Origin of the sequence: Thermoleptolyngbya sp. PKUAC-SCTB121 (genome assembly GCF_016919485.1) — a bacterium.
GTDB lineage: Bacteria > Cyanobacteriota > Cyanobacteriia > Elainellales > Elainellaceae > Thermoleptolyngbya > Thermoleptolyngbya sichuanensis.
On sequence record NZ_CP070366.1, the window covers coordinates 1,318,385 to 1,335,721 of the forward strand.

At 55.1% G+C, this 17,337-nt stretch carries 15 protein-coding genes; 7 read left to right on the forward strand and 8 right to left on the reverse strand.

Translation table 11 applies throughout. The annotated features are described in order from the left end of the window. Positions 1-92: 92 nt before the first annotated feature. From JTM80_RS05455 to JTM80_RS05475, 5 genes are all read right to left on the reverse strand, one after another. Positions 93-635, reverse strand: a complete 543-nt coding sequence (locus JTM80_RS05455; RefSeq protein ID WP_172357698.1) for a cofactor assembly of complex C subunit B — start codon at positions 633-635, stop codon at positions 93-95. A gap of 490 nt (positions 636-1,125) precedes the next feature. Further along, entirely contained in the window at positions 1,126-1,500 is a 375-nt protein-coding gene (locus JTM80_RS05460; protein WP_068514009.1) for a PadR family transcriptional regulator, read from the reverse strand. Between the two features lie 608 nt (positions 1,501-2,108). Beyond that, on the reverse strand, positions 2,109-2,714 hold the full coding sequence (locus tag JTM80_RS05465) for a response regulator transcription factor (protein WP_205371283.1): 606 nt from the start codon (positions 2,712-2,714) through the stop codon (positions 2,109-2,111). A 230-nt stretch (positions 2,715-2,944) separates the two neighbouring features. Beyond that, positions 2,945-4,387, reverse strand: a complete 1,443-nt coding sequence (locus tag JTM80_RS05470; RefSeq protein ID WP_205370740.1) for a di-heme oxidoredictase family protein — start codon at positions 4,385-4,387, stop codon at positions 2,945-2,947. Positions 4,388-4,407: 20 nt separating this feature from the next. After that, positions 4,408-5,724 (reverse strand): imelysin family protein, encoded by a 1,317-nt coding sequence (locus JTM80_RS05475; protein ID WP_225906767.1) that lies wholly within the window; start codon positions 5,722-5,724, stop codon positions 4,408-4,410. A 166-nt stretch (positions 5,725-5,890) separates the two neighbouring features. On the opposite strand from JTM80_RS05475, the gene JTM80_RS05480 reads away from it, so the two are divergent. Beyond that, positions 5,891-6,589, forward strand: coding sequence for a Fe2+-dependent dioxygenase (locus JTM80_RS05480; RefSeq protein ID WP_172357696.1), 699 nt, complete (start codon positions 5,891-5,893; stop codon positions 6,587-6,589). 49 nt (positions 6,590-6,638) lie between these two features. Here the strand turns inward: JTM80_RS05480 and JTM80_RS05485 are convergent, their stop codons facing one another. Then, entirely contained in the window at positions 6,639-7,691 is a 1,053-nt protein-coding gene (locus tag JTM80_RS05485; protein ID WP_172357694.1) for a Fe(3+) ABC transporter substrate-binding protein, read from the reverse strand. Positions 7,692-8,283: 592 nt separating this feature from the next. Between JTM80_RS05485 and JTM80_RS05490 the strand changes: the two genes are divergently transcribed. The 5 genes from JTM80_RS05490 (at position 8,284) to JTM80_RS05510 (ending at position 13,651) form a co-directional block, all read left to right on the forward strand. Continuing rightward, positions 8,284-9,192 (forward strand): hypothetical protein, encoded by a 909-nt coding sequence (locus tag JTM80_RS05490; protein ID WP_172357693.1) that lies wholly within the window; start codon positions 8,284-8,286, stop codon positions 9,190-9,192. A gap of 201 nt (positions 9,193-9,393) precedes the next feature. Continuing rightward, positions 9,394-9,870, forward strand: a complete 477-nt coding sequence (locus tag JTM80_RS05495) for a cupin domain-containing protein (RefSeq protein ID WP_172357691.1) — start codon at positions 9,394-9,396, stop codon at positions 9,868-9,870. 224 nt (positions 9,871-10,094) lie between these two features. After that, entirely contained in the window at positions 10,095-11,267 is a 1,173-nt protein-coding gene (locus JTM80_RS05500) for a HAMP domain-containing sensor histidine kinase (RefSeq protein ID WP_172357689.1), read from the forward strand. 328 nt (positions 11,268-11,595) lie between these two features. Then, positions 11,596-11,739 (forward strand): hypothetical protein, encoded by a 144-nt coding sequence (locus tag JTM80_RS05505; RefSeq protein WP_172357687.1) that lies wholly within the window; start codon positions 11,596-11,598, stop codon positions 11,737-11,739. Between the two features lie 208 nt (positions 11,740-11,947). Next, complete coding sequence (locus JTM80_RS05510; protein ID WP_172357685.1) at positions 11,948-13,651, forward strand: EAL domain-containing protein; 1,704 nt, start codon at positions 11,948-11,950, stop codon at positions 13,649-13,651. Between the two features lie 417 nt (positions 13,652-14,068). On the opposite strand, the gene crtR is transcribed toward JTM80_RS05510, so the two are convergent. Then, complete coding sequence (gene crtR / locus JTM80_RS05515; protein WP_172357683.1) at positions 14,069-15,085, reverse strand: beta-carotene hydroxylase; 1,017 nt, start codon at positions 15,083-15,085, stop codon at positions 14,069-14,071. An 857-nt stretch (positions 15,086-15,942) separates the two neighbouring features. Between crtR and phoU the strand changes: the two genes are divergently transcribed. Continuing rightward, the gene (phoU, locus tag JTM80_RS05520; protein ID WP_255548879.1) at positions 15,943-16,524 is read left to right on the forward strand and encodes a phosphate signaling complex protein PhoU; all 582 of its coding nucleotides are present in this window, start codon (positions 15,943-15,945) and stop codon (positions 16,522-16,524) included. Positions 16,525-16,906: 382 nt separating this feature from the next. On the opposite strand, the gene JTM80_RS05525 is transcribed toward phoU, so the two are convergent. Beyond that, a complete protein-coding gene (locus JTM80_RS05525) occupies positions 16,907-17,104 on the reverse strand; it encodes a hypothetical protein (protein ID WP_172357679.1) in 198 nt (65 codons plus the stop codon). Between the last annotated feature and the right edge of the window lie 233 nt (positions 17,105-17,337).

Here is a 17,337-nt window from a genome sequence, read left to right on the forward strand (position 1 = left end):
TCATAGACGCTTAAATCACAGACGCTTAAATCTACAGACGCTTAACTGTAAATGCTGATCCCAATTCGGTTTGGATGAGGAATTCGCTTGAGTTATTCGCTCAGTGGCATCAGCCGCAGGGCTTGCTGAAATTCAGCTAGTTCGTCACGATGCCCAGTCACCACCAGCAGCGGCCCACGAATTTCGAGATCGACCTCCGGGCCCGGTTCAGTAATTCTCAGGGATACTTGCTCAGAGCGGGTGGACTTTTTCCAGTAGAATACCCCAGCGAGTGGAGCCAGCAGCACCAATCCTAAAAACAGGTTGCCGACCGTGGGAAACAGAAACGAGAGGACGAGGGACAGGCACAGCAGCCCTACAGCCGCAAGCGCCGAGAGGAAAATGGCGAGAAATGTGCTGGCGCGAACCAGCCCCTCATAGGTCACCTGATTTTGAGCAGCATCTACGGCGGCGATGCGATAGGCCCGCTGGGTGAAGTATTGCTGGATCGCTTCGAGTAGGTCTTCCTCTGGGCGATCGCCCACCAGCCTCGCCACCTCAATCCGATCTTTGGTAGAAGCTCGAATAAAGAAAAATAAACCTATTGCGAGTAATACGGTCAGCAGCGCGGTAGACGACAAGACCGGAAGTTCCATACACCTTAGCCAGGTTCTCTCTAGGGACATTGCTGTGGGGATTAGATCCACCCCCTTTAATGTACGAAAGATTGTGCCTCGATGGGTGATCTGGCCACAGCTCGCAGTCGGGTTGACGTGGCAGGAGTCAAAACAAATGCAAAATGCAGAGTAGCCGTCTGTGCAGCCACTCTGCAAGCATTCTCGCAACCAGGCGGAATGTGTAAGAGCTAATTTGTAAAGGAGCCTGAAAGCCTTGTTAATCAAGGATTTCCGAGAAACCGCTTTTCCTAGGCAAACATGACCTCAAAGCCACACATGCCAAGAGTTTCAGGCTTCTTAAGATTTGCTTCATAAATTAGCTCTAAGAGATCTCAAGTAAAAATCGCAGGGGTAATGATGATTGCCTAACTAAGACATAAGCTGAATAAGAGCAATCAATTCATCATCAATCAATTCATCATCAGTCAACCCGCCAGACCCCTACACAGCGACGGGATGCTCTGCTGAACTAGTCGGATACGCCCACAGGAACGGTAGCGTTGTTCTGGGTGTAGCTTTCCCACAGGCGGGACAGTTCCTCAGCGCGATCGCGCCATTCTGGGGTAATTTGATACATCCGGCGAGGGCGACCCCGACCTTCTACCTTTTTCCAGTAGCCGATCACAGCGGCTCCATCTTCCAGAAACTTGAGGGCGCTGTAGAGGACTGTATCCGACAGCCGATAGGCCGGATATTCCGTCTCTAGCAGGCTAATGAGTTCCGTGCCGTAGGAGTCCTGCTTGAGCAGCACAGACAGCACGTAGCACACCGCCAATTCCTTATTTAGGTAGAACGGTGGCGGATTCTTGAAAAACTTGTAGATTTCGTCGAGTGTGGTTGTCATAAGGCTCAGCCCAATCACGCAAAACTAGGGTTGTGGATGACTCTCCTGAGAGAGCCTAAAGATACGTCGGAAGAGTGAAGTCTCGCTAAAAGAGACCAGTGGGAGTACGCTCGCCTTTGCCAATGCGCTCTAGGAACTAAAAGCACGTCGCCTGCCAAAACTACAGGCATAGACAAAGACCACAGGAGGGAAGACAGATGAGGGCGATCGCAGTTTGCCCATTGTTGTAGCCAACGTTTAAGTAGACAGCGTTTAATCCTCAGACAGTTCCAAAAAAACCGCTTTAGTGTCACAAGTTTATCGGCAATATCCGCAGGGCGGCTGTGCTTAAAGTGACTCAGTACAATCTCATCTGCGACCCCAATCATCGAGTAGAACAAAAATACAGACCTCGCTTGTACACCCCTCGCTAATAAAGTGTGAAGCCGTTTTATTACAGGCAGATTACGAGGTGTGCATACCGATGATTCTAGCCAGCCAGACAAAAATTGGCCCTCATTCTCCGGAGGTATTTGCTCTCAAGAGCAAGTATCTGGATATTGAATCTTAATATCATAAGATGACATCCTACAATTGGGTGATTTCAGAAATCTTAAGTATCAAATTTGCTACACCAGGCCGGCCCTAAGGGCCACAACTGCGGCCTGCACGCGATCATCCACCGCCAGCTTGTTCATAATGCCGCGTACATGGGTTTTCACTGTGTTAGGGCTAAGGTATAGCGCAGTGGCGATTTCAGGATTGCTCCGCCCTTCGACCATCAGCTTTAGAACTTCTAGCTCCCGCTGAGAAAGCTGGCCAACGGCGATCGCATCTGCGGCACTGGTGGGCGATTTGAGATGATCCATCACCAGTCGGGCCACCAGCGGGTCGAGATAGCTGGCACCTTCCCGTGCTGCCTCAATGGCCGCCAGCAGTCGCTCGACGGTCGTTCCTTTGACGCAGTAGGCATCGGCTCCGGCTGACAGCGCCGCGATTACCTCGTTTTCGGTGGTGTGCGACGTGAGCATGACGATCCGCACGTCGGGCAGGGATTCCTTAATCTTCTGCGTCGCGGCGATGCCGTCCAGACGGGGCAGCCCGATGTCCATCACCACAATGTCAGGCTTAAGTTTTAGCGCCTCCTCTACCGCAAAGTAGCCATCATCCGCTCGCCCCACGACCTGGATGCCTGGCTGGTTGCTCAAAGACTGTTCCAGCCCCAGTTGCATCATGGGATCATCTTCTACGATCAAAACCCGCACCAGTGTCTGACCTGATGCCTGACTTGAGGCTTCACTCACGCCAACTTCCTCCCTCAATCGCCAAAGTTCTTTGCCAAATTTCTTTGCTAGATTCCAAGACTAAGCCTAAACCCAGGCTGGTGACAGGCGGGCGTTCTCGTAAAAAGATTCTCGTAAAGAGATTCCCGCACAAACATTCCCGTACCAGTAGTTTAACGGCCTTAGCGCGAATTGAGGAACTTTAATAGTGCAGCGCGATCGCCCTCTGGCATAGTTCTAAATGCCTCACGAGCGGATGCTGCCTCGCCCCCGTGCCACAGGATGGCTTCTGCTAGCGTGCGGGCGCGACCATCGTGCAAATAGCCAGAATAGGGCAAAACTGTTTGCACCAGCCCAAGCCCCCACAAGGGCGGCGTGCGCCACTCCTGCCCCGTGGCCCGAAAATCGGGACGATGGTCGGCCAGCCCTTCGCCCAGATCATGCAGCAACAGATCGGTGTAGGGATGGATGGTCTGGTTTGCCAGCGCCGGAACTTGGTGCGTCCCGGTGCGCAGCGTTGGCACATGGCAACCCGCACAATTCGCTGCATTAAATAGGCGCTCTCCTCGCAGCACTTGGGGATCTTGTCGCTGCGTGGGTGCGGGCACTGCCAGCGTTTGCACGTAGACTGTATTGGCCTTCAGCGTGTGGGCATCAATTTCGTAGGAGCCGTCGGGTTCCGGAAACAGGGGATTGGTCACGCCCATATCGTTGATATAGGCAGAGGCCCCTTGCTGAAGCAGGGTTGGATTATTGGCTTTCCAGCCAAAGCGTCCTAGCACCTCAGCGTGTTGTTCCACATCCCAAACAGCATTCGGACGACCCGAAATGCCGTCCCCATCTCTGTCGTCGGGATCGGCTAGCGCCAGAATTTCTGCTTCGGGAACGGCTTCTAGCAAGCCCAATCCAAATACGGGCGACGGGATGCGGGGCGACACAAGGATGTGCGACGGCAGGGGATCGCCGCTGGGCAGCGTGATCTCAAACTGGGGCGATCGCAACGAGTAGGGCGTTCCGTCGGCATAGGTTCCGGGTTGCTCCTGCCAGCGCAGCTTGACCCGCGCTTCGGGCACGTAACCATACACTGCCTGATCCTGAATCTGCGTGCCAATGCCCGGAACAGGCGGCGCGTTGCCCAGGCTGACGGAAGCCTCCAGATGAGCGTTGGCACGTAGCACCGGCGCAGCCTCGGTCGGGGCAGGCAGCACAGGGTCCGGCGAATTGGGCAATCCCTGACGAGGCAGGCTGACCCGCAGCAAAAGCTGTCCGGGAATAGGCATTCCCCGCCCATCTCGAATGTGGCACCCGGTGCAGGACGTGTTGTTGAACAATGGCCCCAGTCCACCATTGACCGGGGCGGGCGGCGTGACAAAGGCGGCCTCAAAATGGCGATCGCCCACTTGATGTAACGCCAGCCATTCGGGGCTGAGGTTGGGCGCAGGTTGCGAATAGCCCTGAGAGGTGCGGTTTTGAACCGTGGTGTCGCCCCCCGCCAGCAGCAGCGGCGACTGGGCCCAGCCAGCGCCATGCAGCAGCAGCGAGGCCAGTATGCCTGCAATGACAGAAAGGAGGGCGATCGCCCCAAATCGCCCCCTAGCACGACGCAACCCAGCAATACAAGCCATCAAACGAGCCATCACTCAAATCACTCCTGCACCAGCGGCATGATCCACTGCTCAAACACGCCTCGCAGCGTCAGCAGCGAATCTCGCGCCGCCGCGATCTGGGGCTTTGCGGCCGGGTCACAAAGAGTCGTCTCGATGGGGCCTGGAATGGCCTTGACTGCAGATTCCGCAGCCAGCAGATATTGCCGCACCTGAGTATCCAGGCTGGGATCAATGCTGGCGACATAGCGGCTGAGGCTGTGGCGGCCGGGGCGGCTGGCGCTGCCTGCAAAATAAGTCAACTCCACGCTGCGGAGGTTTTGATAAAAATCCTGAAGCGAACTGTGGCTAAAGCGGCTTTCCAGCAAGAAAGGATTCTGAGCATCCAGGGCTTCGCCAATTTTGACCGCGCCCAGCTCGTCCAGAATGTCGATGATGCCCTGCACCAGTTCGGTCGCCGCTGCTTGGGGCGTGGGATATGCAGTGCTGCGATCGCCCGCCTCCACAAACTCTTTGCGATAGGCCGGATAGCCCTCCACGCCCTCAGCCCAGCTTGCCAGCAAGTTCTCGGCTGTGGCTGCAAAATCTGCCCCGATCAACTGCAAATATTCCAACTCGCGGGGCGTGAAATCTGTCAGCCGCTTGTCGTTATTCCGCCCAAACAGCAAAAACTCGATGGTATGAAAGCCTTTTTGAGACGTTTGCAGCGTTTCCAAATACTCAGGCGTGAGGGCATCCTGGCTTTGCAAAATGGCCAGTACGTCCACTTCATTTACCGGCCAGTCATCCAGTCCAGCGTCATAACCCAGCGATGCCGCCGGGCCAAAGGCAAACGCTTCGCTGCTTTCCCAGGGCAAACGAGCCGCCAGCCAGGCCTGTCGGGTAGCCTGCAAGTTTGCCTGGGTGGGGCGGGCAGCAAACTGGGCGATCGCCCGATGTAGCCGTTGTGCTGCACGGTTCAACTCGCCATAGGTGGGCAGCAGCACAGTATCCACGAAACTGGTAAGTACCTGGCGATCGCCAAAGGGCAAGGCTGGCACCGTTGCCGCGCCATACACCCGCACAGGGCTGCTTACAGGCTGTGCCGCTCCCGATTCGCCCCCCTCGCCGCCGCCCTCCACAGCAATTGCAGCGCAAAAGCCGACCGACTGGGGCGCGATTCCCTCACCGCCTTCGCCCCCTTCACCGCCCGCCTGAGCCACACTCAAGGGAGCCGGGGCAACAGGATGAGGCTGCGTAGCGATCGGGCGATCGCCCGTGCTAGCTGACTCTGGGGTGGGGTCGGCAATCGCCTGAGTGCTAGCCTGTGTGATGACAAATGCACCAACGCCGACCCAAAGCTTCATCCGTCCGTTCATGTATCGATTCGTAAGGGCTTTCAACTGAGTAACTCCTATGTCATCTTCAGAAAAGGAGCAAAGATATCCTGAAATCGTTCTTCTGGGTCTATGCTCCAATGCTCAAACTGCAATCGCGCTCGCTTGCCCAACCTTGACCCCACCTTGACCTATCTGCTGCACCGCCATGATCCTTTGCATTGATGCCATATTGACCGATGAAGAGCTAGAAACCATCGCCACTGCATTAAAGGCAGCTTCATTTGTAGATGGCAAAATGACTGCTGGCTGGTATGCCAAACAGGTCAAACACAATACTCAACTCGAAGCTGGAGAAATCGCAGAAACCGTGCGATCGCTCGTTCTGGGGGCACTACGGCGCAACGCCCTGTTTCAAATGTCCGCCTATCCGAAAGTCATTCGTCCGCCGCTAATCAGCCGCTACGAGGTCGGCATGGGCTACGGCACACACGTAGACAATGCCCTGATGGGTAGGAGCGCCCTTTTCTCTGGTGATTCTCAACAAACAGACCTGATGCGAACGGATCTGTCGCTCACGCTATTTCTCAACTCGCCAGACGACTATGAGGGTGGAGAACTGGTCATCGAAGACACGCTGGGACATCACCCCTTTAAGCTGGCAGCGGGAGCAATGGTGCTGTATCCCGCCACAACACTGCATCGGGTAGAACCCGTGACACGGGGCACGCGGCTGGTTGCGGTAACCTGGGTGCAAAGCCTGGTCAGGAATGCGGGCGATCGCGAGCTGCTGTTTGAGCTAGATACCGCCCGCCACTCCCTATTTCGGCAGCACGGCAAAACGCCAGAATTTGACCAGATTACGAAATGCCACGCCAACCTGCTGCGCCGCTGGGCTGAGCCATAGCAGACAGCTAGCACAACCTGCAAACTGCCTGCTTAGAGTTCAAAAACCCCTATTTCCAGCCGCCCCGATCCATGATCCGCAGCGCTTCGGCGTTGTTGCGTCCATAGATAGCTGCGTTCAAGTTATCCTCCCTGAAACTGCCAAAACCCGCGACTACTGAATCCAGCGCCACGCCCGACAGCACGGGATATTCATTGTTGCCCTTAGCAAACACTTCCTGAGCCTGGGGGCTGGCTAGGTGTTCGATGAACCGGATTGCGCCTTCCCGATTCTTGGCAGTTCTCAGCACACCCGCGCCGCTGATGTTGATGTGAACACCGCGATCGCGCTGATTAGGGAAGAAAATGCCCACCTTGTTCACCACGTCCTGATCCGCAGGCTCGCTGGATTTAACCAGACGGGCAAGATAGTAAGTGTTGGCGATCGCAATATCGCCCTGCCCTGCTGCCACTGCTCGTATCTGAGCCGTGTCGTTACCCTCAGGCTGTCGGGCAAAGTTGGCCACTAGTCCCCGCACCCAGGCTTCCGTTTCCCGCGGCCCATGCGCGTGCAGGATCGACCCTGTGAGCGATTGGTTATACACATGGGTCGAAGTCCGCGTCAAAATCTTGCCGCGCCACTTGGAGTTGGTCAAATCTTCGTAAGTAGAGAGATCAGCCGGATTTACACGCTCTTTGCTGTAGAACAAAACCCGTGCCCGCTTGGTCAACCCAAACCAATGGCCATCTGGCTCCCGCAAGTAGCCCGGAATCGCTGAATCTAGCACACTCGACCGAATCGGCTGCAATAAACCCTCTTCTTGAGCCCGCCAGAGACGGCCAGCGTCTACCGTGATCAGCACATCCGCGGGACTATTTGCCCCTTCACTCTTAATCCGCTCAATAAGCTGATCTGCTTCGGCTTCTACCAAGTTGACCCGAAAGCCTGTAGCTTCGGCAAAGCTCTGGTAGAGCGCGTCGTCAGTGTCATAGTGGCGAGACGAGTAAAGATTGACAACCCCTCGGCTTTGTTGAGCATTAGCACGGCGGCCAAATTGCCCAACAGTGGCGGCGGCTAGGGCGCTACCTGTGGCGATAAACACTCGCCGAGTCATTTTTCCCATAGAGACTTCTACTCCTGAAAGATGAACAGAGTTTGATGATGGCTGTATCAAGCTGTGGGACAGGGCTTTTTTATCTGCGGTCTGAAATCAGGCAAGCCAATGGACAGTCTCTCTGCCTGGTTTTTCCTGCCTATTCTTTCAACTGACTCGTTCTCTTAGGTCTGTCTTGGATGAAGTGCCCTTCGGGAACGCTGGACCCTGCCCAAAAACAGATTGTATTGTACACTTAATGCAATAGATTCTCAATTGATCTCTAAAAATAAACGCAGTAGATGCACTTCATTCTGGAGAATTTTTTTCGGTAAGTTGAGGGTATATGCTCCAGCATGCCCTTGCTATGAAGAATCAAGCTATATCCTTGCAAAAAACTTTCTAATATTTGTCGATTGGATACTATAGCAAGCTATAAAGATTATCATTAACTTGATTATCATTAACTTGCAGACCGTTTTACAGCAGTCTGCAGGTTTACCTGCGATCGCCTCTCAGTCTGCACCTGTATCTGTGTCTGTATCTGCAACGAATATCTGCAAACAAATATCTGCAACGGATTTGTCGTATCTACCTGCTGCCTGTGTCTGTCACCCTTCCTATGCCTAAAACCCGCACCCAGCGCGATATGCCAGCACTGATGCGGGTTCTGTTTCGCCCGTGGCTGCTGATGTCGCTAGTGCTGCACGCGGGGCTGCTGGTGCTGCCGCTGCTGCCGGGTGGCTCCGGAGCCGATCCATCCCAATCTCTAGAAACCGACAACTCAGCCCCTGACCCGCCAGAGCTTTCAGTTTCCCTATCGCCTACGCCAGTGATGAATCCTTCGGTCACGCCGCCAGTAGCCCCGCCGTCTCCCTCGCCGAGCGCAACGCCCGCCCCCGTGCCCAGACCCGAACGGGTTGCCGTGCCGCGTCCGCCTGCCACAGCGAGATTCCCGCAGGAATCGCTGCGCGAATCGCCCGCCCCCGCCCCGGTTCCTGCGCCGTTGTCCCAGCCGACCACAGCCCCAACTGCTAGCCCTGCCGCACCCGCCGCCTCACCAGAACCCACTGCCGCCTTGCCCCCAACCCCTAGCCCGACTCCGTTGCCCACGCCCAACCCCGAAGCGTTACCGCAGCTTCAGGAGCCGCCCAGCCCAGTTCCCTACGCAAACTTTCCCCATCCAGCAGGGGCAAGCAACAACTGCAATGGGTTTCTGAGCTGCTGGCGGCTGTCGGATGCAGATGGGCGACCTGTGCAGGCGATCGCCCGCGATCTACAAGCCATGCTCCAAGAGCAGGGCTATCAAACTCAGCGACTAGAACCAGCCGACGACACGGGTTCTAGCCTGTATCGAGTAACCCCTCCCGACGAGCCGCCCTACTATGTCAACGTCATTTCGACGTTTAACCAGGGCACGGTCTATCTGCTGACGGATGAACCCATGACCGCTGCTGAAATTGCCGACGTGCGAGAGGGTCGCGCCCCTGCCCCCGAATCGCCCGATGCGCCGCTGCCCCCATCCAACTGAAATCCTCCCTTCGGGTGATTCCACCTTTGTCGCAAGACAGGCAGTATAAGGGCACCTTCCTCTCTTGCATGAGCCTTGCTACTCATGCTCCACATCCCCAGATACTTTTCAGTCCTTGCCTGAGGAGTGTCTGGGCTTTCCAATCTTTCCACATCACCTCAACTCAACCCTGCATCTAACCCTGCGTCTAACTCTGCATCTATGCACATCGACCCTGAGCAGGTTCCTGCAAAAACTGGAACCGTCTATCCAGAACCATTTAAGGCGCGGTTGGCAGGCCGCAGCAAGCGTCGCCTGGGAGATGCGGCGGGGCTAAAGAACTTTGGGGTGAACTGGGTAGCACTGGAGCCAGGAGCAATGTCGGCGTTGCGCCACTGGCATCAGCGCCAGGATGAGTTTATCTACGTGCTGACAGGCGAAGTGGTGCTGATTACCAATGCAGGCGAACAAGTGCTGAAGGCAGGAATGGCGGCGGGTTTTCCCGCAGGTGAGGCAAACGGACATCATCTGGTGAACCGCTCGGCGGCCCTGGCAACGTATCTCGAAGTGGGCGATCGCACGCCAGATGACCAGGTTACCTATCCCGACGATGATTTGGTCGCCGCTGCGGGGGACGCGGGCTGGATCTTTTTCCACAAAGACGGACAGCCCTACTCGTCTTCTATGTCCAGTGTTTAAGCGTCAAGTGTTTGAGCGAGTTCAACAGGGCGATCGCAAACCTTGTTAAACGAAATCTTTCATTTGGTTGCCAAGTACTGATTTTGGTAATCTCTGGGGAATGCTAATAGTTATAGCCATAGTCACTTTTATAAGGACAAGGTGTTGTTTTGGGCTGCACGACCATCCCACAACCATGTCCCAAGGTAGCTAGCGCCATACCCTAATTTTTCGGACGGTTCCCTGTGAAAACTGATTTACCAGACGCTTTCTTGCAGACGCTGCAAGATCCCGATACGCAGTGCAACCTGCTGCAATCGGTGGTGCTTCATGCCAACGACTCGATCGTGATTACCAACGCGGAACCGCTGGATGCGCCCGGCCCGCAAATTATATTCGTTAACGATGCCTTTTGCCGCATGACGGGCTATCGGCCTGAGGAGGTGATTGGCAAAACACCGCGTATTCTACAGGGGCCCAAGACCGATCGGGCTGCCCTTGATCGCTTAAAGGACTCGCTGCGGCGATGGCAGCCCTCTTTGGTGGAACTGCTGAACTATCGCAAAGACGGCAGCGAATTTTGGGTTGAAATGAGTCTGGTGCCTGTGGCCAATGCCAATGGCTGGTATACCCACTGGATTGCGATTCAGCGGGAGACGAGCGATCGCAAACGCCTGGAAACCGAACTGCTGAGAACGCTGCAAAAAGAGCGAGAACTCAGCGAACTGCGATCGCACTTTGTCACCATGACCTCCCACGAATTTCGCACGCCGCTGACGGCGATTCTGACGGCGGCGGAAATGCTGGAACACTACGGTCGCCACTGGACGGAGGACGATCGGCTAGAGCAACTGCGGCTGATTCAGGTAACCGTGCATCGGATGACGCAAATGCTAGACGACATCCTGCTGCTAGATCGGGCGGATACCACCGACCTGCAACCTGCACCCACCTGGTTTGATCCGGTAGCTTTTTGTGAGGCGCTGGTGAACGAATGTCAAACCACCAGCGGCCGCAACCATCGCTGGGAACTGATCAATCACCTGACCCAGCACAAGGTTTATCTCGATCAGGCGCTCTTGCAACAGGTGTTGCTCAATGTGCTGTCGAACGCGGTCAAATATTCTCCTGCCCATAGCCAGATTACGCTAGAGATGCGCGATCGCCCCGGAGGTATACAGTTTTCCGTCCGGGACGAGGGCATTGGGCTAGACCCACAAGACCCACCCCGACTGTGTGACCTGTTCTATCGGGGCAGCAACGTCGGCACGACCCCCGGCACTGGGCTGGGGCTGGCGATCGCCAAGCGATGTCTGGACTTGTGCGGCGGCGAAATCAGCTTTGAAAATCTGCCTGAGGGAGGACTTCGAGTGGCGATCGCGCTGCCCTTTCACAAAACACTGCAATCCAGCAGATAGAGCGTTAAAAAGCCTGGAATTTGGGCATCCTGAGAGAGTCTGAGTCCACACTTGGTTAACAATTTTAACCTTTATTTAACATTTGGTTTTCTACCGCTGAATGCTTAAACATTCAGCATGAATTGAAGTCTTAGAGGATGTTTGAAAAGTCCTACTGTTTGTAGCAAAGCGTGCAAGATCCCCCTAAATCCCCCTTAAAAAGGGGGACTTTAAGGCGGTTTCTCCCCTTTTTAAGGGGGGCTAGGGGGAATCTCTGAGTGCTTAACATTACAGGCGATACCTTTTCAAACACCCTCTTAAAGGGCAAATCTGAATCTGCCTGTAACCCATGAATCCGTTCTCAGCAGGGCTGAATCTCCAAACTGGGGCGATCGCCGATCGGGGTAAATCGGGCAATCACCGGGGCAATCATTCGGGGCAATCACCGGGGCAATCACCGGGCGATCGCTCTAGTTCGAGTCTGTTGGTCTGAACATTTGCTCTAAAACACTTGCACGGTTCAAGCATTTTGCATGGGCCGAGGCTGTGACACCGCTTTCGGCACAGGCAGCAGCCGATTGGACACAAACCCATCCAGTGTGCATCTCCAGTAATCCACTCGCAGGAATCCACTCGCAGTCACCCACTCGCAGCAACCTACAACATACCCCACTCATTCACTTAGGCCCTTCGGTTCAGTTATGGCAAAGATTTTGGTCATCGAGGATGACTTAACCATTCGCACTGCGCTCCTAAAGATGCTGAGCGCAGAAAATTACGAGGCGATCGCCGCTCCAGAAGGGCAAACCGGGCTAAGTCTCGCCCAAGGACACCGGCCAGACCTAATCCTGTGTGACATCATGATGCCCGGCTGCGACGGCTATGAAGTGCTGACCCAGCTCCAGCAAAATCCAGCAACGGCTGGCATTCCGTTTATCTTTCTTACGGCCAAGGCAGACCGTCAGGATATCCGCCAGGGCATGGCGATGGGCGCAGACGACTATCTCACCAAGCCCTTTACCCGGCAAGAACTGATGGAGGCGATCGCCACTCGGCTGAGCAAACACGCCAGCATCATTCAGCCCTACATCCAGGAAATGAAGCAGGCTGTTGATCGGCTCAACCAAATTGCCTACCGCGACCCCACCACCCAACTGGCCAACCGCATCCTGTTTCACCATCATCTTCAGGAGCATCTGGAATCGGCGGATGGGCTGGTGGCGCTGCTGCTGCTCAAACTCAACGCCAGTATGCCCGACGGTACACCGCTGGACGGAGCGATGACAGAATCCCTGGCCGCAGCGACAGCAGACCGCCTGCGTGAGGCGATTTCCCCAGAAGAGGCGATCGCCCGACTCAACAGCAACACCTTTGGCGTGTTTCAGGCTGTTGCTCACCGCCGCGATGCTGCCACGCTAGCCCAAACCCTGCTCAGCAGCCTGAACGAACCCTGCCTAATCGACAACGACACCTTGCAACCCCAGCTTTGCGCTGGCATCGCCCTCGCCCCCGACAACGGAGCCACCGCCAGCGAAGTGATGGAACATGCCCGCCAAGCCCTGCAAACCGCCCATCGGCAGCCCGGCCGCTATCAGTTCTATAGCCTGGAAGTCGATGCCTGGAACAGCCAGCGAATCTGGGTACTCCAGCATATTGAACAGGCGATCGAGCAAGACGAACTGCGCCTGCTGTACCAGCCCCAGGTCAACTTGATTAGCGGGCGCATCATCGGGGCAGAGGCGCTGATACGCTGGCAGCATCCCGACGTGGGCATGGTGCATCCTGCCCAATTTTTGGCGGTCGCAGAAGAAACAGACTGGATCGTGAAAATTGGCGAGTGGGTGCTGAAGACAGCCTGCGCGTCCGCTGTGCGGTGGAAAGAGGCCGGGCATCCTGGCATGAAGCTGTCGATCAACCTGTCGGCGCGTCAGTTTCGCAAGCTCGACCTGCCAAAGGCGATCGCCCAGGCGACGGCACAAACCGGGTTCGACCCGCATCTCTTGGTGCTGGACATCACCGAGGCAACGCTGCACGAAAATCGGGGCGTTGATGGAAAAACCATGCAGCAGCTTCAGCAGCTAGGGGTGCAACTGGCCCTGGATGACTTTGGCACAGGCTATTCCTCGCTTTACCATCTACGACAACTGCCCCTCGACTGCGTGAAAATCGACCGCACCTTTGTAGCCGATTTGGGAGAAGACGAGGATGCGCTGTCGATTGCAAAAGCGATTGTGGCGATCGCCCAGTCTCTCCAAACGCGGGCGATCGCCGAAGGAGTAGAAACCGACGCTCAGCTTAGCCTGTTGCGGCAAATCGGCTGCTACGCAGCCCAGGGAAATCGCTTCAGACCACCGCTCTCCGCCAGCGATCTCCAGCAGTTGCTCCAAACCAACCCGCGCCTCTAGACAAACGTGCAAGCAGTCTAGCGGAAATGGGTTAGCGCCAGGTAGCGCATCAAAACCCAACGGAGCAGTGCGTTACGGCTCTGCCTAACAGTTCAGGGTAGTCCTAAAAAACGTGAGTTTCGGTTAAGGAAAACGCCCCAAACCTGACTGGAAAGGAGCCTTAGCTCGTTGCCTATGTTTTCAATCTTCTCAATAAGGCTCATAGCTGAGAATTTTCTCAATTATGCCGCTTATTGACAGAGCCTCGATCGGTTGCAATATACAGAACTATTAGAAAACAAGGGTTTCGGCAATTTCTTATCCGAAACTCACGTTAAAAGCGTCCTAAAAACGTAGGAATGGGCGGCGAACCACGCTACCCGCCCCTATTCCCAAATTATCCTTCGAGCATTGCCAGCTTTGCCAACATCCAACAAGCTAGCGGGGCGTTGTGGCCAGGGGCAGACTTTCCGAAAGATCCTCCCCTTCACTTAGCCCCCGATCCTGAGCGGAGTCGGCCAATATGGCTCCTCCGCTTTCAGGAGCCTTAGGAGCCTCGCTAGCATGGGCAGCCCCATGATGAAAGCGAATGCCCAGAAACAGATCGTAGACAAAGTTTAGAAAATCCTTCACCTTGAGCAGCCCAAGGGACTGGTGACAGCCCTTCGCATCCAGCAGCGGCCGGGTCGCATAATACGCCGCTTGGTAATTATACCAGGGGATAGATGGCCAGAGGTGATGAATCAGGTGATAGTTCTGACCCATGATCAGCACGTTCAGCAGCGCCCCAGGATAAACCCGCGCATTTTTCCAGCGGTTGCGCTCCTGGAACGGACGGTGGGGTAGATAGTCAAAGAACAGCCCCAGAGCAAGCCCCACGACCAGCGCCGGAGAAAACCAGAAGTTCATCAAGTAGCTCAGAAACCCATACTGCACCGCGTAATAGATCAGCAGCGCAACCGTGAGGCGGGCTAGAAACCATTCCAGAAGCTCGTACTTGCGCCAGAGCTTCCGCTTGAAGAAGAAAATCTCGTGATAGAAGAATCGTGCAGCAATCAGCCACAGTGGTCCACCCGTAGACACGAAATGGTCGGGGTCATTCTCTGGGTCATTCACGTTTGCGTGATGCTGCATGTGCACTCGCGTAAAAACCGGGAACGAGAACCCCAGCATGAGCGCACTGCCATGACCCAGCACCGCATTCATCACGCGATTTCGATGCGCGACGTTGTGCGATGCATCGTGAATCACGGTTCCCACTAGGTGCAGCGCTACAACATTAAGCACAAAGCACACCCACCCCAACCAATGCCAGCGCCAATACCCACAAACCGAAAGCGTTGCCAAAGCCACTGCAAGCAAAAAGATGAGCAGGGTTGGGTTGAATTTGCCGGGTGGGCCGAGAAGCTCTCTCGGGACGGTCGCGATTGTCAGGGGCTTAACGGCCTCCGACATGATACATTCACTCCTCGATAAGTATCCTTCGGTAGTATAAGCCACCTAGCCGCAAGAATGAAGTTTTGTGAAATTAGCTCATCTGATTCATAGGTTAACCGCCTATCGCACTCCTTAATACGTATTGATTTAGTACATATTAATACATAGAAATACATAGACCCTGACCCTGCGAGTCGGCTCCTGCTAGTCCTCGCGTTTTCCAAGCGATCAAGAAAAAGAAGCCCAAATCGCCTGAAAGGGCTGCCCGAAAAAGTGCCTGAAAGGGCTGCCGCTGGCATGACAGCCGATACAGGGGTTACGCTGGGTGTAACTTGGCAGTTGGCTGAAGGTTGGAGGAAGTTTCGGAGGCGATCGCCCCCTGTTTCTCTTCTATCGCTCCCCCATCCGCCGAACAGGTCAGTTTCTCCAAGCTACAACGTGTAGCCGTGTAGCAAGGTCGGGACTTACGCACTTGTGATGTACTTTCTGGGTTTTGGACGATTTCTCGCGGGCTGCGCCCGCGAGAAATCGTCCAACTGCGTAAGTCCTAAAGGTGTAATAGGCTGTTTACAGTTGCCTCAAAGCCTTAATCCATAAAGGCTGGAGTGGTCAAGCAGTGAACAGGGGGCAACTGCAACGCAGGGCTGGTGCGCTACTAAACTGGCAGAACTGGCAAAGATAGCTATACTGAGTCTACTGCAAGCAGACTCTCCATATGGGAAAGCGCGGTTGGCTTAGTACTCGCCGATTACTTAGTATTCGCCGATTATTAGTATTCGCCGATTAAAGGTTGGTTTACACCCTTGGATGTTTCAAGAACAACGCGAGCAAATTTTGAACGGCAGATCCGTGGGCTACAGCGCGACGTACTTCGCATGGGCGCACTGGTAGAGCATTCCTGTCTGCTAGCCCGAAAGGCGATGTTTGAGCGCGATCTGGACGCCGCTCGGCAGATCGCCATTCAAGACAAGCAAATCGACCAGTTTTATCGACAGATCGAGCAGGATTGTGTCAAGCTGATGGCGCTCCAGTCGCCTGTCACGCAAGACCTGCGGTTGCTGAGTGCGCTGATGCAGTTGGTGCGAGATTTAGAGCGCATCGGCGACTATGCCAAAGATTTGGGTGAGGTGGCCGTCAAGCTATTTCCCTATCCAACCCATCCCTGTATGGGGCAAATCCAGATTATGTCCGACCGGGCGCGAGCCATGCTGGCCATGAGTCTGGCGGCGTTGTCGAACCTGGATGCTGAATCTGGGCTGGATGTAAAGCATCGAGATGATGCAGTGGATTCTGACTATGAAGAGGTGTACGACCTGCTGGCGCACCAAACCAATGTGCAGGGCGTGATTGAACCCTACGTACTAATGGTGCTGGCGATCCGCTATCTGGAGCGAATGGCGGATCATGCGACCAATATTGGCAAGCGGGTCGCCTATGTGGTGACGGGAAAACGCTGAATGCCCAAACCGCAGGATTGCTGGATCGAGCAGCGCCCAAGACTAGCGCCCAAGATTAGCGCCCAGAACCAGTACCCAAGACCAGCACCCAAAACCAGCGCCCAAAACCAGCACCCGAAATTTGTTTGACACATGCGACTTGATAGGAAAGTATAAATACAATAGGTGGAATGTGGAAAACAACGGAGTTTCCACGTTTGCATCTGTTCTCTACCTGAGCGAGCGTATGTTTGAAGCGCCAACGCTTTCCTCGCCCTGCGTTGGGTGATGTTGGCGCTGAGCATCTTGGGTGAACGCCTGGGATTGTTAGGCTTGGGCTATTCTGGCGGCTATCAAGTGAACGTTTTATGTCAGGGGCGATCGCGCTTTTAGGGTTGCGCTCTTAAGGTTGCGCTCTTAGTCTGACGGCCCGTTTTGCACCCAGTCTGCAAAATGTCTGGAATAGCTGGAATAAAATGTCTGGAATCTCTAGAGCAGCGTGGGCAGCCTGAGTGGACTGGCAACCGGACTGGATTGGCAAGCCGTTGCATAGGTCGCAGCCGCAGCCGCAGCGATCGCCCGTCAGCAGTTGCGTATCCATCGTATGGGTTCGAATCAGAGTTGCTTCAGGGCTTGTATAGGCTGTAGCCATCGCCAGCGCTATACTGCGGATGCCGTCTCCGGGTCATGAGCAGGTTCCTAAACTGCAAACCCGTTTCACGATGCGGTTGACGCAAGATGCAGAACGAAATGACCGCTAATCAGGCTTGAGGACTATCATTAACAGCGTTCGGTCGTGTTTGCCGCCGCAACCGGGCGTTTTGCTTGGAACGC

Excerpts from the sequence above, each read along its gene's own strand:
- JTM80_RS05455 (WP_172357698.1), bottom strand. The coding sequence starts at position 635 with ATGGAACTTCCGGTCTTGTCGTCTACCGCGCTGCTGACCGTATTACTC.
- JTM80_RS05460 (WP_068514009.1), bottom strand. The coding sequence starts at position 1,500 with ATGACAACCACACTCGACGAAATCTACAAGTTTTTCAAGAATCCGCCA.
- JTM80_RS05465 (WP_205371283.1), bottom strand. The coding sequence starts at position 2,714 with ATGATGCAACTGGGGCTGGAACAGTCTTTGAGCAACCAGCCAGGCATC.
- JTM80_RS05470 (WP_205370740.1), bottom strand. The coding sequence starts at position 4,387 with ATGGCTTGTATTGCTGGGTTGCGTCGTGCTAGGGGGCGATTTGGGGCG.
- JTM80_RS05475 (WP_225906767.1), bottom strand. The coding sequence starts at position 5,724 with ATGAACGGACGGATGAAGCTTTGGGTCGGCGTTGGTGCATTTGTCATC.
- JTM80_RS05480 (WP_172357696.1), top strand. The coding sequence starts at position 5,891 with ATGATCCTTTGCATTGATGCCATATTGACCGATGAAGAGCTAGAAACC.
- JTM80_RS05485 (WP_172357694.1), bottom strand. The coding sequence starts at position 7,691 with ATGGGAAAAATGACTCGGCGAGTGTTTATCGCCACAGGTAGCGCCCTA.
- JTM80_RS05490 (WP_172357693.1), top strand. The coding sequence starts at position 8,284 with ATGCCTAAAACCCGCACCCAGCGCGATATGCCAGCACTGATGCGGGTT.
- JTM80_RS05495 (WP_172357691.1), top strand. The coding sequence starts at position 9,394 with ATGCACATCGACCCTGAGCAGGTTCCTGCAAAAACTGGAACCGTCTAT.
- JTM80_RS05505 (WP_172357687.1), top strand. The coding sequence starts at position 11,596 with ATGAATCCGTTCTCAGCAGGGCTGAATCTCCAAACTGGGGCGATCGCC.
- JTM80_RS05510 (WP_172357685.1), top strand. The coding sequence starts at position 11,948 with ATGGCAAAGATTTTGGTCATCGAGGATGACTTAACCATTCGCACTGCG.
- crtR (WP_172357683.1), bottom strand. The coding sequence starts at position 15,085 with ATGTCGGAGGCCGTTAAGCCCCTGACAATCGCGACCGTCCCGAGAGAG.
- phoU (WP_255548879.1), top strand. The coding sequence starts at position 15,943 with ATGGGCGCACTGGTAGAGCATTCCTGTCTGCTAGCCCGAAAGGCGATG.
- JTM80_RS05525 (WP_172357679.1), bottom strand. The coding sequence starts at position 17,104 with ATGGATACGCAACTGCTGACGGGCGATCGCTGCGGCTGCGGCTGCGAC.